21 protein-coding genes are annotated in these 21,431 nt (G+C 63.5%); 4 read left to right on the top strand and 17 right to left on the bottom strand.

Annotated features, from left to right (window positions below):
* Position 1: 1 nt before the first annotated feature.
* The 8 genes from ACFPN2_RS15940 to ACFPN2_RS15905 form a co-directional block, all read right to left on the bottom strand.
* Entirely contained in the window at positions 2–1,225 is a 1,224-nt protein-coding gene (locus ACFPN2_RS15940; RefSeq protein ID WP_380598179.1) for a beta-ketoacyl-ACP synthase, read from the bottom strand.
* Positions 1,225–1,953, bottom strand: coding sequence for a 3-oxoacyl-ACP reductase FabG (gene fabG / locus ACFPN2_RS15935; RefSeq protein ID WP_380598177.1), 729 nt, complete (start codon positions 1,951–1,953; stop codon positions 1,225–1,227). The genes ACFPN2_RS15940 and fabG overlap by 1 nt, the downstream gene beginning before the upstream one ends.
* Complete coding sequence (locus ACFPN2_RS15930; RefSeq protein WP_380598175.1) at positions 1,950–3,173, bottom strand: NAD(P)/FAD-dependent oxidoreductase; 1,224 nt, start codon at positions 3,171–3,173, stop codon at positions 1,950–1,952. Before ACFPN2_RS15930 ends, fabG begins: the two co-directional genes overlap by 4 nt.
* An 8-nt stretch (positions 3,174–3,181) precedes the next feature.
* Positions 3,182–4,408, bottom strand: coding sequence for an NAD(P)/FAD-dependent oxidoreductase (locus ACFPN2_RS15925; RefSeq protein WP_380598173.1), 1,227 nt, complete (start codon positions 4,406–4,408; stop codon positions 3,182–3,184).
* Positions 4,392–4,835: an acyl-CoA thioesterase gene (locus ACFPN2_RS15920; RefSeq protein WP_380598171.1), complete on the bottom strand. Its 444-nt coding sequence runs from the start codon at positions 4,833–4,835 to the stop codon at positions 4,392–4,394. The genes ACFPN2_RS15925 and ACFPN2_RS15920 overlap by 17 nt, the downstream gene beginning before the upstream one ends.
* 17 nt (positions 4,836–4,852) lie before the next feature.
* Positions 4,853–5,662, bottom strand: a complete 810-nt coding sequence (locus ACFPN2_RS15915) for a glycosyltransferase family 2 protein (RefSeq protein WP_380598169.1) — start codon at positions 5,660–5,662, stop codon at positions 4,853–4,855.
* A gap of 25 nt (positions 5,663–5,687) precedes the next feature.
* Positions 5,688–5,936 (bottom strand): acyl carrier protein, encoded by a 249-nt coding sequence (locus ACFPN2_RS15910; RefSeq protein ID WP_380598167.1) that lies wholly within the window; start codon positions 5,934–5,936, stop codon positions 5,688–5,690.
* Positions 5,937–6,074: 138 nt separating this feature from the next.
* Entirely contained in the window at positions 6,075–6,818 is a 744-nt protein-coding gene (locus ACFPN2_RS15905; protein WP_380600148.1) for a lysophospholipid acyltransferase family protein, read from the bottom strand.
* A 115-nt stretch (positions 6,819–6,933) separates the two neighbouring features.
* Between ACFPN2_RS15905 and ACFPN2_RS15900 the strand changes: the two genes are divergently transcribed.
* Positions 6,934–7,656 (top strand): 4'-phosphopantetheinyl transferase family protein, encoded by a 723-nt coding sequence (locus tag ACFPN2_RS15900; protein WP_380598165.1) that lies wholly within the window; start codon positions 6,934–6,936, stop codon positions 7,654–7,656.
* Here ACFPN2_RS15900 and ACFPN2_RS15895 read toward each other — a convergent pair.
* Genes ACFPN2_RS15895 through ACFPN2_RS15880 form a run of 4 tightly spaced genes read right to left on the bottom strand, consistent with a single transcriptional unit; the run spans position 7,604 to position 9,235 of the window.
* Positions 7,604–8,083, bottom strand: a complete 480-nt coding sequence (locus ACFPN2_RS15895; RefSeq protein WP_380598163.1) for a DUF3106 domain-containing protein — start codon at positions 8,081–8,083, stop codon at positions 7,604–7,606. The genes ACFPN2_RS15900 and ACFPN2_RS15895 overlap by 53 nt on opposite strands.
* Positions 8,080–8,286 carry a hypothetical protein gene (locus ACFPN2_RS15890; RefSeq protein WP_380598161.1) on the bottom strand — a complete coding sequence of 69 codons (207 nt, stop codon included), beginning with the start codon at positions 8,284–8,286 and terminating at the stop codon, positions 8,080–8,082. The genes ACFPN2_RS15895 and ACFPN2_RS15890 overlap by 4 nt, the downstream gene beginning before the upstream one ends.
* Positions 8,287–8,324: 38 nt before the next feature.
* Entirely contained in the window at positions 8,325–8,687 is a 363-nt protein-coding gene (locus ACFPN2_RS15885) for a hypothetical protein (RefSeq protein ID WP_380598159.1), read from the bottom strand.
* Entirely contained in the window at positions 8,681–9,235 is a 555-nt protein-coding gene (locus tag ACFPN2_RS15880) for an RNA polymerase sigma factor (RefSeq protein WP_380598157.1), read from the bottom strand. The genes ACFPN2_RS15885 and ACFPN2_RS15880 overlap by 7 nt, the downstream gene beginning before the upstream one ends.
* Positions 9,236–9,410: 175 nt before the next feature.
* On the opposite strand from ACFPN2_RS15880, the gene ACFPN2_RS15875 reads away from it, so the two are divergent.
* The 3 genes from ACFPN2_RS15875 to ACFPN2_RS15865 all read left to right on the top strand — a co-directional run bounded on the left by ACFPN2_RS15875 (position 9,411) and on the right by ACFPN2_RS15865 (position 14,058).
* On the top strand, positions 9,411–11,660 hold the full coding sequence (locus tag ACFPN2_RS15875) for a primosomal protein N' (RefSeq protein ID WP_380598155.1): 2,250 nt from the start codon (positions 9,411–9,413) through the stop codon (positions 11,658–11,660).
* 36 nt (positions 11,661–11,696) lie between these two features.
* Positions 11,697–13,415, top strand: coding sequence for an arginine--tRNA ligase (argS, locus tag ACFPN2_RS15870; protein WP_380598153.1), 1,719 nt, complete (start codon positions 11,697–11,699; stop codon positions 13,413–13,415).
* 121 nt (positions 13,416–13,536) lie between these two features.
* Positions 13,537–14,058, top strand: a complete 522-nt coding sequence (locus ACFPN2_RS15865; RefSeq protein ID WP_380598151.1) for an SPOR domain-containing protein — start codon at positions 13,537–13,539, stop codon at positions 14,056–14,058.
* A gap of 800 nt (positions 14,059–14,858) precedes the next feature.
* Here ACFPN2_RS15865 and ACFPN2_RS15860 read toward each other — a convergent pair.
* Genes ACFPN2_RS15860 through fmt form a run of 5 tightly spaced genes read right to left on the bottom strand, consistent with a single transcriptional unit; the run spans position 14,859 to position 21,395 of the window.
* Positions 14,859–16,220 carry a sigma-54-dependent transcriptional regulator gene (locus ACFPN2_RS15860; RefSeq protein ID WP_380598149.1) on the bottom strand — a complete coding sequence of 454 codons (1,362 nt, stop codon included), beginning with the start codon at positions 16,218–16,220 and terminating at the stop codon, positions 14,859–14,861.
* Positions 16,217–18,448, bottom strand: coding sequence for a sensor histidine kinase (locus ACFPN2_RS15855; RefSeq protein WP_380598147.1), 2,232 nt, complete (start codon positions 18,446–18,448; stop codon positions 16,217–16,219). The genes ACFPN2_RS15860 and ACFPN2_RS15855 overlap by 4 nt, the downstream gene beginning before the upstream one ends.
* Positions 18,430–19,062: a DUF4390 domain-containing protein gene (locus ACFPN2_RS15850; RefSeq protein ID WP_380598145.1), complete on the bottom strand. Its 633-nt coding sequence runs from the start codon at positions 19,060–19,062 to the stop codon at positions 18,430–18,432. The genes ACFPN2_RS15855 and ACFPN2_RS15850 overlap by 19 nt, the downstream gene beginning before the upstream one ends.
* A 9-nt stretch (positions 19,063–19,071) precedes the next feature.
* Positions 19,072–20,457 carry a 16S rRNA (cytosine(967)-C(5))-methyltransferase RsmB gene (rsmB, locus tag ACFPN2_RS15845; protein WP_380598144.1) on the bottom strand — a complete coding sequence of 462 codons (1,386 nt, stop codon included), beginning with the start codon at positions 20,455–20,457 and terminating at the stop codon, positions 19,072–19,074.
* Positions 20,454–21,395, bottom strand: a complete 942-nt coding sequence (gene fmt, locus ACFPN2_RS15840; RefSeq protein ID WP_380598143.1) for a methionyl-tRNA formyltransferase — start codon at positions 21,393–21,395, stop codon at positions 20,454–20,456. Before fmt ends, rsmB begins: the two co-directional genes overlap by 4 nt.
* Positions 21,396–21,431 lie beyond the last annotated feature (36 nt).

The following is a 21,431-nucleotide window of genomic DNA, read 5'->3' as shown; positions in this document are numbered from 1 at the left end:
CTCACTTCCAGCGCTTGAACACCATCGAAGTGTTCACGCCACCGAACGCGAAGTTGTTGTTCATCACGTACTCGGTGCTGATGCCGCGGCCTTCACCGGTGATGTATTCGAGCTCGCCACAGCGCGGATCGATGTTGTCCAGATTCAGCGTCGGCGCGAACCAGCCGGCGTTCATCATCTCGATGCTGAACCAGGCTTCCAGCGCGCCACAGGCGCCGAGCGTGTGGCCCAGGTAACTCTTCTGCGAGCTGAGCGGCATGCGCTTACCGAACAACGCGGAGGTCGCACGGGTTTCGGCGATATCGCCATGCTCGGTCGCCGTGCCGTGACCGTTCACGTAGCCGACGACATCAGGCGAAATGCCGGCATCCTGCAGCGCCAGCTCCATCACCACGCGCATCGTCGTCTCTTCCGGCTTGGTGACGTGCACGCCGTCGGAATTGCTGCCGAAGCCGACGAGCTCCGCATGAATGCGGGCACCACGCCGCTGAGCGTGTTCCAACTCTTCGAGGATCAGCATCGCCCCGCCTTCACCGACCACCAGACCGTCGCGGTCGCGGTCGTAAGGACGCGGCGTCGTGTGCGGCTGATCGTTGCGACGGCTCGTCGCATACAACGTATCGAATGCCATCGCCTCGGTGGGGCACAGTTCTTCGGCACCACCGGCAATCATCACATCCTGCCGGCCGAACTTGATGGCCTCGTACGCGTAGCCGACGCCCTGGCTGCCGGACGTGCAAGCGCTCGACGTCGGAATGATCCGGCCCTTCGCGCCGAAGAAGATGCCGACGTTGGCCGCGGTCGTGTGCGGCATCATGCGAACGTACGAGTTCGCGTTCAGCCCGCTCGAGTCAGCGTGCAAAATCATGGCGGCAAAAGCCGAGATGTCCGCAGTGCTGCCCGTGGACGAGCCGGAGGAAACACCGGTCGCGCCGCTGGCAATGATGGGAGATCCAGTCAACCCGGCGTCGGCAATCGCCAGCTCAGCAGCACGCACCGCGAGTTGCGACACTCGACCCATGCTACGCAGTTGTTTGCGAGTCCAATGCGCCGGCGGAGTAAATTCGATGGGGCCGCCCAGCCGGGTGTTCATGTCCTTGTGGCGATCCCACTCGTGCATGGTGCGAATCGCGTTCTTGCGCGCACGCAGCCCGGCGTGAATCTCGGGCCAGTTCGTGCCGAGCCCGCACAGTCCACCCATGCCGGTGACCACCACACGACGCATCAGCACAGTCCTCCGTTGACCGAGAGCACCTGGCGAGTGATGTACGAAGCATCGCGCGATAAAAGAAACGTTACCGCAGCGGCGACTTCCTCTGCCGTTCCGGCGCGCTGGGCGGGAATCGCCTTGAGGATGTCTTCCATGGGCACGTTCTCGTCGACCATTTCGGTGCTGATCAACCCCGGCGCGACGCAATTGACCGTGATGTTTCGTTTCGCCAGCTCGACCGCCAACGCCTTGGTCGCGCCGATGACGCCAGCTTTCGCGGCGCTGTAGTTCACCTGGCCGCGATTACCGACGACTCCTGAAACCGAAGCCAAGGTGACGATGCGACCCGGCGCGCGTCGACGCACCATCGGCATGATCAAGGGCTGGAGCACGTTGTAGAACGCATCGAGATTGGTCCGGATGACGCCATCCCACTGCTCACCTGTCATTGCGGGAAACGCGGCGTCCGAATGAATGCCCGCGTTATGCACGACGCCATAGTAAGCCCCGTGCGCGCCGATATCGGCGGCCAGGGCGTCGGCGCAGGCGGCGCGATCGGAAACATCGAACTGCAGGACTCGCGACTGACGGCCCAGCGCTTTGATCTCGCCCGCGACCGCCTCGGCTTCATCACGCCGTGACCGGCAATGCACGACGACATCGAAGCCGTCCGCCGCCGCGCGTAGCGCGATGGCGCGGCCGATACCGCGGCTGGAGCCGGTGACGAGAATCGTGTCGCTCATGCGGCGCAGAGCTTAGCAACCATGTCGAGGCGGCGCTCGGCTTCAGCCACGAACGGATTGGATTCATCCCACGCATAACCGGCGAGGATGGCGCAGATCATGCCGCGGATGCCGGCCGGCTGATTCTTCGCGAACATGATGTCCTGGAAGCGACCGTCGTACCACGCCTTGACGTAGGCGCGGAACGTGTCGACGCCCTTACGCAGCGGCCGCTCGAATTCATTGGTCCAATCGACCGTTTCGCCACGCAGCTGACGATCCAGCACGCGCACGGCCATGCTGGACGAGCGCATCGCAATGGTGATGCCGGAGGAGAAGATCGGATCCAGAAATTCCGCCGCGTTCCCCAGCAGCGCGAACCCCTTGCCGTGCATGGACTTCACATTCGCCGAGTAGCCCGACATGCCGCGCACCGGCGTGTCCCACACGGCATTGGTCAGCACGCGCGCCATGAACGGCTCTTCTTTCACCAGCGCTTTCAACCGGTCATCCAACTGCTCCGGATACTTCGCGAAGAATTCCGGGGTCGCCGCGCAACCGATCGAAACGCGGCCGTTCGAGAACGGAATCAACCAGTACCACACGTCGCGGTTGTGCGGATGAATGGCGATCTGCACCTTGTCGCGATCGAACGCGTCGGGCGCGGAGCCGTCGGCAACCTGCGTGAACACCGCATTACGCGGCGCGAAGGGCGAGGGAGTTTCGAGATCGAGCAGCTTCGGCAACACGCGCGCGAAACCGCTGGCGTCGAGCAGGAACTTGCCTTCGGCTTCATATTCCTTGCCCGTCACATCGACGGCTCGCACGCGCGGCTTGTCGCCGCTCACGTCGACAGCGGTAACGCGAGTCTCGTAGCGAATCTCGACCCCCAGCTTCTCCGCCTCGTCCGCGAGCACTTTGTCGAACGTGGCGCGGGCCACTTGAAAGGTCGAGTCGCGGCCGTCGCCGAACTTTTGTGAGAAATCGAACGCGCCATATTCATCGCCGCGCAGGAAGGCCGCGCCGTTCTTGAACTGAAAGCCGACGCTCTCGACCGCGGACAACATGCCCGCCTCTTCCACAAAGTCCAGACAGTGCGGCAACAAGCTCTCGCCGATGGAGAAGCGCGGGAACCGCTGACCTTCGAGCACCAGCACGTCCCAGCCGCGCTTTTTCAGCAATGCAGAGGCGATCGAGCCCGACGGGCCGGCGCCAATCACGATGACATCACGTTGTTCCAAAGTCTTCCTCACGCCGCGCAGAGCTTGGCAACCATGTCGAGACGACGCTCGGGCTCGGCCACGAACGGATTGCTCTGGTCCCACGCGTAACCGGCCAGGATGGAGCAGATCATGGCGCGAATGCCCGGCGGTTGAGTTTTCGCAAACATGATGTCCTGGAAGCGACCGTCGTACCACGCTTTGACGTAAGCACGGAATGTGTCCACGCCCTTGCGCAGCGGAATCTCGAAATCGTTGGTCCAATCGACTGTCTCTCCGCGCAACTGCCGATCCAGCAGTCCCGCGGCCATGCTGGCCGAGCGCATCGCAATGGTGACGCCCGACGAGAACACTGGATCCAGAAACTCGGCGGCATTGCCGAGCAGCGCGAAGCCTTTGCCGTGCATGGACTTCACATTGGCAGCGTAGCCGGTCAGCTCGCGTGCCGGAGTATCCCAAGTTGCATTCGCCAGCACGCGAGTTAGAAACGGCTCCTCGCTCACCAGCTTTTTCAAGCGCTCTTCGAGCTGCGCCGGATAGGTGTCGAAGAACTCCTTGCGCGCCACACAGCCCAGCGAACAGCGGCCATTGGCGAACGGAATCAGCCAGAACCACACATCGCGGTGCCCCGGGTGCACGATCACCTGAATCTTGTTGCGATCGAAAGCATCGGGCGCGGCGCCATCGGCCACGTGGGTGAACACAGCATTGCGCACCGGAAACTTCGATGGCGTTTCCAGATCGAGCAGCTTCGGCAACACGCGGCCGAAGCCGCTGGCGTCGAGCAGAAACTTGCCCTCGACTTCATATTCGACGCCTTTGGCATCGACGGCGCGCACGCGCGGCTTGGCTCCGCTGTTGTCGACGGCAGTCACCCGAGTTTCATATCGAATCTCGACGCCCTGCTTCTCCGCTTCGTCGGCGAGCACTTTGTCGAACGCCGCACGCTGCACTTGAAAAGTGGAGTCGCGACCCTTGGTGAATTTGTCGCTGAAGTCGAAATCGCCGTACTCATCGCCGCGCACGAAAGCCGCGCCATTCTTGAACTGAAAGCCGGCGCGTTCCACCGCCGGCATCATGCCGGCCTCGTCAACGAAATCCAGGCAATGCGTCAGCAGGCTCTCGCCAATGGAGAAGCGCGGGAAACGCTGGCCTTCGAGCACCAGCACGTTCCAGCCCCGCTGCTTCAATAGCGCCGAGCTGATTGCGCCGGACGGGCCCGCGCCAATGACAATGACGTCACGTTCCAATTTCATTCCTCATCAATGCCTGACGTACGCGAGCGAGCAACGGCTCGGGCGTCTCGAACTGCAAAGCGTGGGTCTTGGCATCCACCGCCACCTGCACGCTCTTGCCGCGCGCCACGCGTTCCTGATCGTCGGCGCGCGTCACCAGATAGTTCATCGTGATCCGGTTTTCCCACTCGACCAGCGATGCGCGCACATTCAACCGATCACCCATGCGCGCGGCATGCAGATACTTCACATGCATTTCCACGATGGGCCAGGCGTAACCGGACGCCGCCATCGTGTCGTAGCCGAAGTCGAGCTGGTCCATCAGAGCCCAGCGCGCGGTTTCCAGATACTTCAGATAGTGGCCGTGCCACATGACACCGATGATGTCGATGTCGTGAAAAGCCACGGTGACGTCGATGCTCGCGCTGATCGCGCCCTCTTTTCGCATTTCAGGGCGCATGAGCGTCAAGCATTCGCATCGCGCTCCTGCTCCTGCACCTCGGCCGCAGGCTTGGTCCGCGCGATCTTTCGCCACAGCAACACGGGCAAGCGGATCAACATGCCGAGCGTCATTCGGATGTGCAGCCAGGTCATGCGCACGTTGTCCAGGAACATGCGGAAATGAGACACGCCGTCGATGGGATAGGACACGCGCGTATCGATCCAGCGCATCGGCACCTGGCGCCAGTGCAGCCGCACGATGATCTCCGAATCGAAATCCATGCGCGGGCCGATGTGCTGAGAGTCCGCCAGCGCGAGCGTGGTCTTGAGCGGATACAAACGGAAACCGCACATCGAATCGATGATGTCGAACGACAAAGTCTGCAGCCAGACCATGCCGTGCGTGAGATAGCGACCGTAGTAGCGCGCTTTCGGAATGCTGGCGTCGAACACGGGGCGACCGCAGATCACGGCGTCGGGCGCTTCGCGCGCGGCTTCGACGAATCGACGCGCGTCGCTCAGCGTGTGCTGACCATCGGCGTCGACCTGAATCGCATGAGTGAAGCCGAGCTTGGCGGCGCCACGGAAGCCTGTGATGACTGCCACGCCCTTGCCACGATTGACCTCATGACGGATCAGCGTGACCTCGGGCAATTCACTGAGCTGATCCAGCACCCGCGCACACGCGGGGCTGCAGCCATCGTCAACGAGGATCACCGGCAAGCCCTGCTCGCGCAGTCGGCTCACCACAGTGCCGATCGCATGCTCGTGGTTGTACACGGGCACGACCACGCACACGGCGAATTTGGTGTTGAACTTGGCCGGAGGAAGCATGGCTCGATCTCAACCGCGGCGTGCGTCAGGCATGCAGCAGCCGCTGTACGACTGCCGCCAGATCATTGACCGTGCGCACGGAACGGAAGTCCTCCGGTGTGACCTTGCGGCCGGTGTGCTTCTGCACTTCATCCATCAGGTCCACCACATCGATGCTGTCGATCTCCAGGTCCTCGTACAGGCGCGCCTCGGGCGTGATCCGGGCCGGCTCGAGCTCAAACAGCTCGACCAGCGTCTGGCGGATGCGTTCGAGGATTTGATCTTGCGACTGCATGAACTGCTCTGTTGGGGATCGGTGGCCTGCGACTCGGTGTCTAAGCCCGTCTACGCGCGCTTCACCGGTCCGTGAACTCGGCGCGCAGTTTAATTCGGGGCACACACACCGTACAGCCGCGCCGGCTGTCGGACGGTCTTACGCTCGTCCCGGCCGCTGGCGCGCTAATTCCTGCTGAAAATGCCGGTGCATGGCCTCGTTCAAGGCCCGTGATGCTAGCGGTAACGGCGTATTCCGGTAGGGACTTAAGTCCAGGTCTTCGCCGACCACCAGGCTGAAATGCGGCCGCCGGGCCGGAATCCGGTACCACGGCTCGGATTTAGTCAGCGTGGTTGGCTGACAGCGGATGTAGACAGGCGTGAGCTCATTCGCTGCGCGTAGGGCAACATTGGCGGCTCCGCGGTGAAACACCATGGGCTCGTTGGGGCGGGTGCGCGTCCCTTCAGGGAAGAAAATCAGCGATTGACGGTCGCGCAAGGCATCGGCGGCGCCTTCGATCATGCTCGCGGTCTGGTCGTTGGGAATGAATTCCGCCATGGTCACCGCCCAGCGCGTCAACGGGTTGCGCCACAACCCCTGTTTGACCACGCAACCTGCGGTTGGAATGAATGCCAGCAGAAAGACCACATCGATCAGCGTCGGGTGATTCGCCACGACCATCTGGCCGAATCGACCGAGGCGCTCGCGACCGTGGACCTCGTAGGTCAACACGCCGCCCCGATGCATGACGCCGATGAAGAACCGGAGCGCCCCGCTCATGACTGCACGCGCCCGATTGCGCTTCTTTTCGCGCGAGGCCGGGATGAGCTTGACCATCGGCAGCAGCACCGCGCCGACGATTAATGCCCCCAGGCCGAACAGGGAAAAGCTGAATCCGGTCATGAACAGCCGCCAGTACCAGAAGTCCCGACGGTCACGACGGCCGGTGGCGGCGTCGGCGGCTTCGTTGGCGAGTTGCGGTTCGGCGTTCATGGGGAGGAATTATGATGCCGTAGTCATGCACGGCAACCTACATGCGCTAACGGCCAATCCCTTCAGCCTGAATCGCGCAGCGGCGGACACTCGTCTGACGCTCTGGCTGGCATTTCCAACCGCGCGTGCGCATTTCGATCCGTCGACGCTGTCCGAGGCTGACCGAGCGCGGCTCGCTGGCGCTCATGGCGCGCGACGACGCGCGGACTTCGAGGTCAGTCGCGCGCTACTCGCCATTGCGGATGTCGGCTCGGCCGCGCACAGCATGAGCCACAGCGCGGAGCACGCGGCACTGTTGATTGCGCCTACCGGATCGCGCATCGGCGTGGATTTGGAAATCAATCGAGCGCGCGATGTGCTCCGACTCGCGCGCTTTGCCTTCGATGAACGCGAGGTAAGCGCGCTCGAATCCGCGGCACCTGAATCGCGGCAGGCGCTGTTCTATACGTTATGGACGTTGAAGGAATCGTTCGCGAAGGCTTTGCAGCTGAACCTGGTCGATGCGCTTCGTCATTGCGTTTTCTGGACGGACGACGGTGAGTGGCGCGGTCGCGTGCCCACAGCGTCGAGCTGGAGCGCGGCGGTGTTTCAGCCTCGTCCGGACATCTTCATTGCCGCCGCGCGAATCGGCGCGAGCGAGGCCATGCAGCTGAACGCGTGGGAGTGGCCGCCGAAGCAGCTCGCGAACTGGCCGGTCATGGCTGCTTGCGCAGCCGCTCCTTCAGACGCTGACGCTGCTCCGGTGTGAGCTGCTGAAACTGCTTGCGGAGCTGCTGCCGCTGCTCGGGCGGCAGATCTTTGAAGCGCTGGAAGTTGTTACGGATGCGCGCTTGCTCCTCGGGCGGCAGCTTCTTGAACTGGTTGAACATGCGGCGCATCTCGCGCCGCTGCTGCACGTCCAGCGACTGCCAGCGCTGAAACCGCTGCTTGGCCTGCTGCCGCTGTTCCGGCGGCATGCTCAGCCAGCGCTGCGAGCCTTTGGCCAGCGACTGCTGCCGCGCCAAGGGCAGATCGGCCCAGCGCGATTCGAACTTGGCCAACAATTTCTGCTGCTCGGGAGACAGCTCCTGCCAGCTCACGCCCGCGCCGCCCGTCTGAGCCGCGCGTGCGGGCGTCGCCGCCAGCAGCAAGGCGCTCAGCATCAGGGACAGGACCCACATCAACCGGCTGGTCATCGCTCATCCACGGCAGGTTTTGCCGCCTCTTTGCTTGGCTTCGGCGCTTCGGCCTTGCTGGCCTGCTCGCGCTCGGTGGGTTTGCGCGGGGCATCTTCGAGCAGCGTCCAATCGTCGTCTTCATCCTCCATGTTGGCGAGATATTCGAGGAAATCGGCATCCAACGGCTCGATCTCGTCGGCCGCCTGCGTGATCGCGCCCAATAGCATCCAGCCCATTAAGAACAGCATCCTGAGCATGGTCAGCCGGGGTTTTCGCTCTGATCGGCCAGCCAGGAGTAGAACTCCACGTCCTGAATCAGCTCGAAACTGTCGGCATCAGCCACGATATCGAAGTCATCTAACAGGTTGCTGGCATTCTCGCCGCTTGGCGCCACGGCTTCTCCGCCACTGCGAATCACGATCACCGCGATCAGAGCGGCCGCGGCCAGACCGCCGAGGGGTGCGCCGAGCCAATAGCGGCGGACCCGACCCTTCTTTGCTTCCTCCAGCGCCTGCTGCCGGGCTTGATTCAGCCGCGAGCGGGTGCGCGCATCGAGGCGCTCGACGCTGTCGTCAAACAGCTCGCGACTGCGCTCTTCGAGGGGATCGGGGGTGTTCACCATGCAGCTCCCAACTGCTCGCGTAGTGTGTGGACCGCGCGTGAGTAGTGTGTCTTGACGCTGCCTTCGCTGCAGCCCATGGCCTCAGCGGTTTGCGCGACATCCATGCCTTCGAAGTTACGCAACATGAACGCCTCTTGCTGTCGGCCAGGCAGCCCGGCGAGCGCGTGCTCCAGCTTGGCCATGGCCTGGTCGGTCGCGAGCAGATCCTGCGGCTGCGGGCGCGCATCGGCCACGCCTTCGTAGGGATCGGCGACCTCATCCTCCTCGGCCTTCCACCCCGGCAGCCAGCTCATCAATTTGGCGCGCACCTTCCGGCGACGCTGACAGTCCCGGATCCGGTTTTGCAGAATTCGGTAGAACAGCGGCCGCCATTCCCCGGCGGGTCGCTGGGCGTAGCGACGCGCCAGCTGCAGCATCGCGTCCTGTACGATATCCAGCGCATCGTCGTCGTTACGCACGGCAATCCTGGCGATCCGGAACGCACGCTTCTCGACGCTAACGAGAAAGCGATCCAGCGTGCGCAGCTGATCCAGAGACTGTTCCTCCACGGCAGGCGGGGCATCGCCCGCTGCGCAGAGGGTAGCAAAGAGCCCCATATACTCCAGGCACCTTCGTAACGACCGTTCTGCTTGCAACGCTGTCGACTGCGCGCGGTTGACTAAGCGTGCTGTGAACCGCGTCTAAAAATTGAGCACTGACGAAACTCGTCCGTGGAATGAGCACTTGAGTCGCTTCACCCCAAACAATGCACAGAGTTGTCCACAGGTTTTGTGCATAGACCGGACCCCGTATCTGGCGGTCGCCATCGACACTCCGCTGCGGCAAGTGTTCGATTATCGCGCGCCCGCGGACGTCACGGTCGGCGCCGGCTTTCGAGTGTGGGTGCCGTTCGGTCGTCGCCGCGTGGTTGGCGTAGTCGTCGAAGGCCGAGATCAAACCGAAGTTCCGGCAAACAAACTGCGCGCGGCGTTCGAAGTCATCGACAGCGAGCCGACTTTCTCACCCGATTTACTCGCGCTACTGACCTGGGCCGCGGAGTACTACCGCCATCCGGTTGGCGAAGTGCTCACCTCCGCGATGCCCGTGCTGCTCAGAAGTGGCGCGCCCATTCGCGAAGAGCAGATTCTTTGGCGACTCACGGCACTGGGACGTGAGGAAGCACTCGCGAAGCTGCCCGCGCGCTCGATTCGTCTGCGCGCCATCGCAGAGTACCTCACGAAGCATGAGCACGCGCCCGCTTCCGAGATTCTGAACGCGACAGAGAGCCCGTCCTCAGCCCTGCGCAATCTCGAAGAGCGCGGCTTCGTCGAGCAATTCGCTCGCGAGAAGACCGATGAGATACCGCCCGTCTCGGTCGTGCGAGAAGGGCCGCCGCTCAACGAAGCGCAGGCCGCCGCGGTTGAGCGAATTCAGAAAACGCTCGGTACCTTCGCATCCCACTTGCTTTACGGCGTGACCGGCAGCGGCAAGACCGAGGTGTATCTGCAAGTGATCGAGTCGGTTCTCGCGCGCGGCCAGCAGGTGTTGGTGCTCGTGCCCGAAATCGCACTCACACCGCAGTTGATCGGGCGATTCCGTGGACGCTTCGACGCGCCCCTCGCGGTACTTCACTCTGGTTTGAATGACACCGAGCGCCTGGCCGCGTGGCGAGACGCGCGCGAAGGCACGGCTCGCATCGTCATTGGCACACGCTCGGCCATCTTCAGTCCGCTGCTCCACCCGGGCCTCATCATCATCGATGAAGAGCACGATGGCTCGTTCAAACAGCAGGACGGCTTTCGATATTCGGCGCGCGATCTGGCGCTGGTGCGCGCACAGCGGTTGGGCATTCCGGTCGTGCTCGGCTCGGCGACGCCGTCGCTGGAAACATTGGCACGCGCCCGGAAACAACCCGAAACGCTCTCGCACCTTCCGTACCGCGCCGGCAGCGCGCGTCCGCCGCAGGTCGCCTTGGTCGATCTGCGCAAGCATGGCGCGACTCAGGGCATCGCCACGCCCACCGTGATGACCATTCAGCGTCATCTCGACGCCGGTGGACAGGTGATGCTGTTCATCAACCGCCGCGGCTACGCGCCCGTGCTGTTCTGCCCAAACTGCGGATGGTCCGCTCACTGCCGCCGATGTGACGCTCATTTGACCGTGCACGCGCGTGGCCGCGATCTCGTCTGTCATCACTGCGGTTCGCAAGAACCTCTGCCGCCCGGCTGCCCGAACTGCTTCGCCGACGTGAAGCCCGTGGGGCAAGGCACGGAACGCATCGAAGAGGCGATCCAGCAGTTGTTTACTAACGCACCGATGGCGCGTATCGACCGCGACAGCATGCGCCGTAAGGGCGAGCTGGAAGAAACGCTGGCGCGCGTGAACCGCGGCGAAATCCGCATTCTGGTCGGCACGCAAATGCTGACCAAAGGCCATGACTTCCCCAAGGTCACGCTGGTGGTGGTGCTGAACGCCGATCAGGGCTTGTTCAGTACGGACTTTCGCGCACCGGAACGCCTCGCCCAAACCATCGTGCAAGTCGCCGGCCGCGCCGGTCGGGCGGATCGTCCTGGCGAAGTGCTGATTCAGACGGAATATCCCGAGCATCCGCTGCTTACATTACTGCTGACGGGCGGCTACGCGGCTTTTGCCGAGGGCGCGTTGACAGAACGTGAACAAAGCGGCTGGCCGCCGTTCGCCCGGATCGCGCTGCTGCGCGCGGAGGCGACCGATCAGCAGGCGCCGCTGAAATTCCTGCAAGATGCGCACGATCTCGCGGTCGACTTCCCGGTTCGCGGCGTGAAGCTGCTCGGCCCCGCGCCCGCGCCCATGGAACGCCGCGCCGGCCGCTTCCGCGCCCAGCTACTAATACGCGCGCCCAGCCACTCGCCATTGCAGAAGTTTCTTAGCGGCTGGCTGCCCCTGCTTCCCATGCTCCCGGAGGCCCGTCGCGTGCGCTGGTCGATCGATGTAGATGCGGCCGAGTTGAGTTGAGTACACTGTCTCGAACATCACTCTCCCCTGCTCTTTGTGAAGTACCAGATCGAACGCCTCGTGCAGGCCGCGTTGGCCTGTCTGCCGCCCGACATTCTCCCTGCGGATGTGCATCCCACCGTGGATGTCGAGCGCACACGCGACCCCGCGCACGGCGATTTCTCGACAAACATTGCGTTGCAGCTGGCAAAACCCGCGCGCAAGAACCCGCGGCAGCTCGCCCAGGCCATCGTCGATTGCATTCCTACCGGCGAACTGGTCAGCAAGATCGAGATCGCCGGCCCCGGCTTCATCAATTTCCATCTGTCGCCGCAGGCGTACCAGCAAGAGATCTCGCGCATTTTCGATCTCGGCGTGGCCTATGGTTACAACAAGCGCGGCGCCGGGCAGAGCGTCGTCGTCGAATTCGTCTCGGCCAATCCCACGGGCCCGCTCCATGTCGGCCACGGCCGGCAAGCCGCGCTCGGCGATGCGCTCGCGGCCCTGTTGCAATCGCAGGGTCATCCGGTCAGCCGTGAGTTCTACTACAACGACGCCGGCGTGCAGATCCAGAACCTCGCGCTGTCGGTGCAGGCCCGTGCGCGTGGCCACAAGCCCGGCGATCCGGAATGGCAGGAAGGCTGGTACGCGGGCGAGTACATCCAGGACATCGCGAATGACTTCCTCGCGCGCAAGACCGTGCACGCCTTCGACGGCGAGCCGATTCGCGCGAACGGCAAGATCGACGATCTCGATGCGATCCGCCGCTTCGCCGTCACCTGCCTGCGACACGAGCAGGACATGGATCTGCAGAAGTTCGGCGTGCGCTTCGACACGTATTACCTCGAGTCGAGCCTGTACAGCGACGGCAAGGTCGATTCGACCGTGCAGGGCCTGATCGCGAGCGGCCACACGTACGAGAAGGACAACGCGCTGTGGCTGAAGACCACGGACTTCGGCGATGACAAAGATCGTGTCATGCGTAAGTCGGACGGCACATACACCTACTTCCTGCCCGACGTCGCGTATCACGTCACCAAGTGGCAGCGTGGTTTCTTCCGCGCCATCAACGTTCAGGGCACCGATCATCACGGCACGATCTCGCGCGTGCGCGCGGGCTTGCAGGCGCTGAACGTCGGTATCCCGAAGGGTTATCCCGACTACGTGCTTCACAAGATGGTGAAGGTCATGCGCGGCGGCGAGGAAGTGAAGATTTCCAAGCGCGCGGGCTCCTACGTGACGGTGCGTGATTTGATCGACTGGGTTGGCCGCGATGCCGTGCGTTTCTTCCTCGTCTCGCGCAAGGCCGATTCGGAGTTCGTCTTCGACATCGATCTCGCGCTGGCTGAGGGCGAAGAGAACCCGGTGTACTACGTGCAGATGGCGCACGCGCGCGTTTGCAGCGTGTTCCGTCAGCTGCAGGAGAAAGGCCTGACGCACGATCGCGACATCGGCGAGGCCAACGTCGATCGGCTCTCCGAGCCGCACGAGAAAGCGCTGATCCGCCGCGCGACCTACTATCCGGAGCTGCTGGAAAACGCCGCGCGCGATCTCGAGCCGCATCAGCTCGCGCATTACCTGCGCGAATTGGCGGGCGATTTCCACGCGTACTACAACGCGCACAAGTTCATCATTGACGACGTGAAGCTGCGTAACGCCCGCCTGAACCTGGTCGCGGCGACCCGTCAGGTGCTGGAAAACGGCCTCAAACTGCTCGGCGTGTCGGCGCCCGAGAAGATGGAATCGAAAAAGACGGCGACAGCTGGCGAGGAATGACAGACCAGCGCAAACTTGCGCGCTGGTAAACGTTACTTGCTCGAGCTGCTGATTCCACTGTCTGATGGCCAAGGACTACAAACATTCCAAGCGTCGCACCGGCTCGTCCGGGCTGTCCGGCATGGCCGGCTTCGTCTGCGGCCTCGCGCTCGGCCTCGCCGTCGCGCTCGGCGTCTATCTCTTCGACCGCCGCACCGAGGCGCGCTTAGCCTCCCAGCAAACCGCCGCGCCCATGATCCGCGACGAGGCGAAGGGGCAGACCAAGCCGGCGCCCGCGTCCCAGGAAGATTCGGAGACGCAGCAATTCGACTTCTACGAAATGCTGCCCAAATACGAAGTCGTCATCCCTGAGCAGGATGCGCGCGGCGGTGCCGCGCCGGCGGTCGTCGCTGGCCCGGTGGAAAAGCCGGGTGCTTATATTTTGCAGGCGGGGTCGTTCCGTAATTTCAAAGATGCGGATCGCGTAAGGGCGTTGATCGCCCTGCAGGGCGTGGAGTCGAAGGTTCAGAAAGTGACCATCGATAAAGATACCTGGCACCGGGTGCGCGTCGGGCCGATTACTAACTTGCAGAAGCTCGAAGAAACGCGGAGCAAGCTGCGGCAGGCGCAGATCGACGCTCTAGTTATTCGCGTCGGCGAGTAGCCTTGCCGCTGGCTTCGCCGCGGCCGGCCGAGAGAGCGTTTTGTTTTTTTCTTCCCCGCTTCGCGGGGATGTTTCAGAGCCCCGCTTCGCGGGCTTATGCGCACAGTCTTCTACCGCTCCCGCAAGGCGATCACGAGCCACGCTTCGAGTCGCGCATCGACGGCAACCCCTAGCCGCCTTGCGTATCGACGGGAACCGCAGGCCCGCTTCGAGTCGTGCATTGAGGGCAACCGCGGGCTTGCCTCGAGTCTCGCATCTTCCAGCTGGGGAAAGGTGCGGGTCTCGGGAAGTTCGCAACCACGGTGACCATCTCGCCGCGGCCATTCGAGCAAGCCGCCCGAGGTCGCAGCACAAGTGACGACGCGCGTTGCAGCTCGGAGCGCGTTAGCGCGAACGAGCGACACTGGCAGTGAAGCGGCAACAGCCCAAATCGTGCGGCAGAGCTAGAAGGCAAAGTCAGGCGACGGCAACCGCGAGCCTGTCTCGAGTCGCGCATCTTTGAGCTGGGGAAAGGTGGGGGTCTCGGGAAGTTCGCAACCACGGTGACGGTACCGCCGCGGCCAGTCGAGCAAGCCGTGCAGGCTCGCAGTACAACCGACGACGCGCGTTGCAGCTCGGAGCGCGTTAGCGCGAACGAGCGACACTGGCAGTGAAGCGGCAGCAGCCCAAATCGTGCGGCAGCCATCGAAGGCAAAGTCAGCCAACGGTGAAGACGCTCGCGAGTTTCCCGAGCCCCCACCTACGCCCCAGCTCTGCCGAAGGCTGCGCGCAACGCGTTAGCGGCAACGCGAAGCGAAAGCTTAGTCTTCAGCGAGCTGACGAAAATCCACGCCGAGCGAGCGAAGCTTGCGATAAAGGTGAGTGCGCTCCATGCCGACGCGCTTGGCGAGCTGACCGACTTTGCCGTTGCAAAGAATCAGCTGCTGCTGCAAATAAGCGCGTTCGAAATGTTCGCGCGCCTCACGCAACGGCAGCGCCAACAAATCCTGTTTCACTAAAGGTTCGTTGGTAGGCGCATGAGCCGCGAGCTCACGCTCGATCTCATCCAGTCGAATCTCTTCCTCGCCGCCGAGGATCAACAACCGCTGCACCAGATTCCGCAGCTCACGCACATTCCCCGGCCACGGATAATTCCGCAGGCGATTCTGCGCGGCGACGCCGAAGCGGCGGAACGGAAGGTGCTGCTCATCAACCAAACGATCGACGTAGTGACGTAGCAGATCCGGCACGTCCTGCGCGTAGTCACGCAGCGGCGGCACATTCAAAGTAATGACATTCAAGCGCGACAGCAGCTCGAGCCGCACGCCCGTGCCCTCGGCGTTCAAGAAACGCGAGGTCGCGGAGCCGATGATTCGAACATTGGTATTAACAGGCGTCGCGCCACCGACGCGCGTAAACGTCCGCGTCTCGAGCGCGGCGACCAACAAGCCCTGCGCCTTGGGCGGCAAATCCTCGACGCCATTGATGAACAGCACACCGCCGGCCGCCTGCTCGAACACACCGGCATGAACGCCATTGGAATCTTCGGTGCCGAACAACGCCGCGGCCGCGCCGTCGTCGCTGACGCCGGTCGCAACCAGCTGCACGAACGGCGCCGTCGCACGCGGGCTCAACGAATGAATGTAACGCGCGAACGCCTCGCGCCCCGTGCCCGGCTCACCGACGATCAGCACCGGTGTCTCATGCGGCGCGACCTGTTGAACTTGCTCACGAAGCGCGGCCATCGCGCGGCTCTTGCCGACGGGCGCGAGCAGAGGCGGCGTCAGCGAGCGTCCGCTCTGACGTTTGTTACGACCGGAATCCAGCGCCCGCTCGACCGTGCGCAACAGCTTGGCGAGCGACAGTGGCTTCTCGACGAAATCGAAGGCACCGAGACGTGTCGCTTCGACCGCCGTCTCCACGGTGCCGTGGCCCGACATCATGACGACCGGGCAAGACGTGCCGTTTGGCTGCACCCACTCACGGAGCAAAGTGATGCCGTCCGTGTCAGGCATCCAGATATCGAGCAGAACCAGATCGGGATCGTGTTGCGCACGGGCGGAGCGCGCCTCCGCGGCATCCGCGGCGACGTCCACCTCGTAACCTTCGTCCGCGAGGATTTCTTTCAGAAGCCCGCGGATCTCGCTTTCGTCATCGACGACTAGTATGCGCGCTGCACTCATGCCCGCTCCCTCCTCGGTCCGGTGCGCCGTTCGCGAATCGGACCGCCACCGCGGACCGCAGTCAACGGCAACTCGATACACACCCGCGCACCTCCTGTGCGCACATTATCCGCGTCTATGGCTCCGCCGTGCTCTTCGACTATTTTTTTCACGATCGCGAGCCCCAGGCCCGTGCCTTTCGGTTTGGTCGTTACATAAGGATCGAACACCTGGCCGATCACGTCCGGCCGGAAGCCCGGTCCATTGTCCTCGACGACGATCTCCGCCGCGCGGCTCGCCGTCGCCCCGCTGCCCTTCTCGATCAGCCGCGTCACCACGCGCACCGACGGATTCGGCGTCCCCTCCAGCGCTTCCCAGGCATTGGCGAGCAGATTATGGATGATCTGACGCAGGCGGCCACGGTCCGCCTCGATGTCCGGCAGCCCCTTCTGCAGCTGCAGGGTCGTGCCCGGCCGGCCCGGCGCGCGATACAGCTCCGCCACTTCGCCGATGAGCTGGTTCAAGTCGAAGCGTGACACATCCATCTCCGGCGTGCGCGCGTATTCGCTGAAGGCGTTGACCATCTCCTTCATGGCCTCCACCTGCTGGACGATGGTGTGGGTGGCCCGGTCCAGGACCTGGCCCTGGGTCGCGTCGATGTGCCCCAGCAGTTTATGGCGCAGCCGTTCCGCGGACAGCTGGATAGGCGTCAGCGGGTTCTTGATTTCGTGCGCCAGACGCCGCGCCACCTCGCCCCAAGCCGCGTCGCGCTGGGCCTGCAGGAGGGTGGTGATGTCGTCGAACACGATGACATAGCCGCCGGGCGTCTGGTCCTCGCCGGACAGCGTGGTACAGGCACACATCAGGATGCGCCGGGTCGATTCGCCCTGGAGCACCAGCTGCTCGCGCCACTCGCTCTGGCCGGCGGCCAGATGCGCGCTACAGGTGGACTGGAACTGTTCGAACAGCGTGCTCTCGCTTTCCGTCTGCGACAGCGGCTTGCCGATCAAGGTGTCCACATCGACCCCGAGAATGGAGCACGCGGCCTGGTTCGCGGTACGAATGGTTCGATCGGGCTCGAGCGAAATCACGCCCGTGGACAAGCGGGCCAGAATGACCGCGAGATTGGCGCGCTCGGCTTCGACAGCCTGCTGCACACGTCGGGTCTCCTCGCGCGACTTCGCGAGTCGCTTGGTCATGTCGTTGAACGAATGCACCAGGATGCCCATTTCGTCGTGCGAGGTCAGCGGCAAGCGCAAATCGAAGTCGCCCTTCGCGACCGCGCGCGTGCCCGCGACCAGGTCTTGAATCGGACGCACCAGTCGGCGCGCGGCCCAGAAGGCGCCGTACAACGCCCCGAACAGCGACAACAGCAATACCAATGTCAGCGTGAGCGTGAAGCTTGTTTTCAACGGCTCGCGTAAGCGCGCCTTCTCGCCGTAACGCTGATACGAAGATTCGACCGTGTCAGCCAACTCGCCGAGTCGTCGTTCGATTGGATATATGGCCTGCAGTACGCGCTGCTCATCGCCGGGCAGAACCTGCGGCACGCGAACCGCCGTGCGTACCAGATAACCGCCGCCCGCGGCAGGATCGAGCGCGACGTAGTCGCGGCCCTGACGAACTTGCATCGTCATTTCATCGCTCAACGGCGCGGGCACGATGTCGCCGAGCCGATCGGAGCTCGTTGCGAGGATGCGGCTGTTCGACGCAAGCAGTGTGATCTCCACCGCTTCATTCTGTCGGCGCAACTCATCCAGCTCTTGGTACGAGCCGACGCGCAGTGGAGCAATACGGGCCGCGACCGCGCGCGTCCGTTCCAAATATTCGCGCATGCGCAGATCGAGCGCGGCGCGTGACAGCGTCAACGCGTCTTCCAATCCCTGGCGAATCTCGACGTGGAACCAGCTGTCGATGCCCTTGTTGAGGAACACCACGGAGAAATAGAACACCAGCAACAGCGGCGCCATTGCGAGCGTCGCCGACATCCACACCATGCGCGCTTCGAGACGCGAGCCGACCACTCGCTTGCGCCAGTCGCGCACCAGTTGCGCGAGGCGGCCGCCGATCAGAATCGACAGGACCAGCAGGCCCGCGACGTTGACGCCGACGATGAAAGGATGCAGATCGCTGAAGTGCGCCGACTGCTGCACGGTCTGCGCCATGATGAGCAACGCGGCCACCCACAGCCCCGATCCGATGAGCACCAGGATCGAGACGAGCGTGCGTTTCAGAGTTGCGGCGACCATGTGTACCACTCGCTGCGCTGCCGCCAGTCATCCGACCAGAACAGCACGAAGCGCAAGGCATCGGGCATCGTGCGCACATCGAGGCTACCGCGCACGCTGATTTCGTGCCGCCGGTTCGGCGACACCAGCGCCTGGTCCAGAATCGGCAGGCGGCTGATCACGCGCAGGGCATCGAGCGCGGCGTCCAGCGTCGCATAAGACGCTTGTTCGCCGCTATTTAAATTGCGTACCAGATAGCGCTCGCTCAGGGCGCGGTACGCCAGTTCGTAGGATTGGTCGAGGGTCGCGACCGTCTCGTCCAGCCAGTAACTGCGCTGGCGTTTGACGACGATTTCCAGATGCAGGGTGAGCGGCACGCCTTCACGGATCGCGGCCCGGGCGCCCTCGGGCAGATCGAAGTTGAGGGTGGCGTTCAGCTCGTAGACGCGATCCGCCGGTTCAACATAAGCGGAACGGACTTCGAAGCGGACCGGCGTCTCGGCGGCCGAGGCCGCCGCTCCAAGCAGGCAGCCGAGCGCCGCGAACCCTGCCGCGAGCCACGCCAAAGCACACCGGACGATCGCGTCCAGCGGACTCGGGCAAAGCACATCGCGCCAGGTTGGGCTTGCCGCCACGGAGCATCCTTAACCGAGATTGGACGAGTTCATGTTGATTGATGCAGGCAAGTCGCCACTTGGGCCAGGCCGCTTGTCGAGCAGAGCATAATAAAAACCGTCCATCCCCGCGGAACCCGCTGCGATTCTTAAGCCATGAGTCCCGATATGCGTTCCCTCCCCAATGGGCGGCAACGCCTGCAGCCTGTCGCCAGTGGCGTCGCGTGCGGTCGGCTCGTCACGCAGAAAGTCCGCGATGACCGCGGTGGTCTCGGCCTGTAAGGCGGAGCAGCTGGCATAGAGCAATCTGCCACCTGGCTGGAGCAGCGGCCACAAAGCCCGCAACAACTGCGACTGGCGCGCCGCCAGTGCCGCGATGTCATCGCTCCGGCGCAGCAGCTTGATGTCCGGATGACGGCGGATGACGCCGGTCGCGGAACAGGGCACGTCCAGCAAGATCCGGTTGAACGGTTTGCCGTCCCACCAGCTCGCCGGCTCCGCGGCATCCGCCGCGACGATCTTCGCGGTCACGCCCAACCTCTGCAAATTCTGCGAGACGCGCGTTAGCCGCTCGGGAGAAACATCGACCGCGGTGAGCGCGGCAAGTTCAGGTGCCAGCTCGAGCAAGTGGCCGGTTTTGCCGCCGGGCGCGGCACAGGCATCCAGAATGCGCTCGCCCGCCTGCGGCTCGAGCAGATGACCCGCGAGTTGCGCGGCGGCGTCCTGCACCGAGACCCAGCCGTCGTCGAAGCCCGGTAATTCGCTGACATCCATTGCCTGGTCGAGCAACAGCGCCGTGTCGTCGAAAGCGCTGGCGAGCACACCGATCTGCCTGGCCTGTAATTGCTCTCGATAGTTCGCAGCCGTGACGCGCGCCCGATTCACACGAATCCAGAATGGCGGCCGCTGATTGTTCGCATCGAGAATATCGTTGGCCCGATCGCCCCAGTCCTTGCGCAACTTCTCGACGAGCCAGCGCGGATGCGCCGTGCGCACGGCCAGATCGCGATCGATCTTCGGCAACAACTGCGCGTGTTCGCGCTGACAGCGACGCAAAATGGCGTTCACCAGTCCCGAAGCGCGCGGCTGCTTGAGCACTCTCGTCGCCGCGACGGTCTCCGCGACGGCCGCATGCTCGGGAATATCCGTGTATATCAACTGGCACAAGCCGACGATGGCGAGCGCGCGAATCTCCGGCTCGAGTTCTTGATTGGGTCGAGCGAGCAGGCGCGTGAGCAAGGCATCGAGTCGCACGTACCAGCGAATGCTGTCGTAACTCAGCGACCGAAGCAGGCCGCGCTCTTGTTTGTTACTCGTGCTTTCCTCGGCCAGCACCGCGTCGAGCGAACGACCGCGCTCGACGACTTCCGCGACCACTCTCGCGGCTCTGGCTCTGACTGCGGCTGATGCGCTCACGTTCCAAGGACCGCGCCTTCGGGGCGATGCGCTCTGAGGAAATCCACGGCGGGCATGGCCTTGCGACCTGCCGCTTGCACGCGAGTGAGTTGTAACGTTCCGTCGCCGGTCGCAACTTCGATGCCCTCGCCGCTCGTTGCCACGACCGTGCCCGGCGCGGCGGAAGATTTCTTATTGAGCGGCGATGCTTCCCAGACGCGCAGCTGCTGACCGTTCCAACGTGTCTCGGCGATGGGCCACGGATTGAACGCGCGCACGTGTCGATCGATCTCGACGGCGGACTTCGACCAGTCGATCAACGCTTCTTCCTTCTTGATCTTCGCGGCATACGTCGCGCCTTCCTTCGGCTGCTCCACCGGCTTCGCGGTGCCCGCCGCGATTGCATCGATAGCTTCCAATACGGCTGCGGCGCCGAGCGTCGACAAACGATCGTGCAGCGTCGCGCCGGTTTCGCGCGCGTCGATCGGCGTGATTCGTTCGAGCAGCATCGGACCGGTGTCGAGACCGACGTCCATCTGCATGATGGTCACGCCACTCTCTTTATCTCCCGCCTGAATCGCCCGCTGAATCGGCGCCGCTCCCCGCCATCGCGGGAGTAGCGAGGCGTGAATATTCACGCAACCGAGTCGCGGCGTATCGAGCACGGTCTTCGGCAAGAGCAATCCATACGCGACCACGATCATGAGATCGGCCTGGTAGTGCGCAAGCCGCTCCACCGCCGCGGGATCTTTCAACGTCTGCGGTTGCTCGACTGGCAACTGATGCTTGAGCGCGCACTGCTTCACCGCGCTCATCGTCACCTGCTGCCCACGGCCCGCCGGCCGGTCCGGCTGCGTGTAAACCGCCAGCACACGATGGCGCGAGGCGACCAACGCTTCCAGCGCGGACACGGAGAACTCGGGCGTGCCCGCAAAGATCAGTGACAACTGGGATGACATCGAACTCAACCGGAGTGGGGCGGGCAGTTTAAGTGT

The organism is Steroidobacter flavus, assembly GCF_042651805.1.
Lineage (GTDB): Bacteria > Pseudomonadota > Gammaproteobacteria > Steroidobacterales > Steroidobacteraceae > Steroidobacter > Steroidobacter flavus.
Note: the sequence above shows the minus strand (reverse complement) of the source record. Positions and strands in the feature narration are given on the sequence as shown.

Coding starts and splice junctions, on each gene's coding strand:
- ACFPN2_RS15940 (WP_380598179.1), bottom strand. CDS start 1,225: ATGCGTCGTGTGGTGGTCACCGGCATGGGTGGACTGTGCGGGCTCGGC.
- ACFPN2_RS15895 (WP_380598163.1), bottom strand. CDS start 8,083: ATGACCAGCCGGTTGATGTGGGTCCTGTCCCTGATGCTGAGCGCCTTG.
- ACFPN2_RS15925 (WP_380598173.1), bottom strand. CDS start 4,408: ATGAAATTGGAACGTGACGTCATTGTCATTGGCGCGGGCCCGTCCGGC.
- ACFPN2_RS15905 (WP_380600148.1), bottom strand. CDS start 6,818: ATGACCGGATTCAGCTTTTCCCTGTTCGGCCTGGGGGCATTAATCGTC.
- ACFPN2_RS15865 (WP_380598151.1), top strand. CDS start 13,537: ATGGCCGGCTTCGTCTGCGGCCTCGCGCTCGGCCTCGCCGTCGCGCTC.
- ACFPN2_RS15855 (WP_380598147.1), bottom strand. CDS start 18,448: ATGGTCGCCGCAACTCTGAAACGCACGCTCGTCTCGATCCTGGTGCTC.
- fabG (WP_380598177.1), bottom strand. CDS start 1,953: ATGAGCGACACGATTCTCGTCACCGGCTCCAGCCGCGGTATCGGCCGC.
- ACFPN2_RS15885 (WP_380598159.1), bottom strand. CDS start 8,687: ATGGTGAACACCCCCGATCCCCTCGAAGAGCGCAGTCGCGAGCTGTTT.
- ACFPN2_RS15910 (WP_380598167.1), bottom strand. CDS start 5,936: ATGCAGTCGCAAGATCAAATCCTCGAACGCATCCGCCAGACGCTGGTC.
- ACFPN2_RS15860 (WP_380598149.1), bottom strand. CDS start 16,220: ATGAGTGCAGCGCGCATACTAGTCGTCGATGACGAAAGCGAGATCCGC.
- ACFPN2_RS15900 (WP_380598165.1), top strand. CDS start 6,934: ATGCACGGCAACCTACATGCGCTAACGGCCAATCCCTTCAGCCTGAAT.
- fmt (WP_380598143.1), bottom strand. CDS start 21,395: ATGTCATCCCAGTTGTCACTGATCTTTGCGGGCACGCCCGAGTTCTCC.
- ACFPN2_RS15920 (WP_380598171.1), bottom strand. CDS start 4,835: ATGCGAAAAGAGGGCGCGATCAGCGCGAGCATCGACGTCACCGTGGCT.
- ACFPN2_RS15915 (WP_380598169.1), bottom strand. CDS start 5,662: ATGCTTCCTCCGGCCAAGTTCAACACCAAATTCGCCGTGTGCGTGGTC.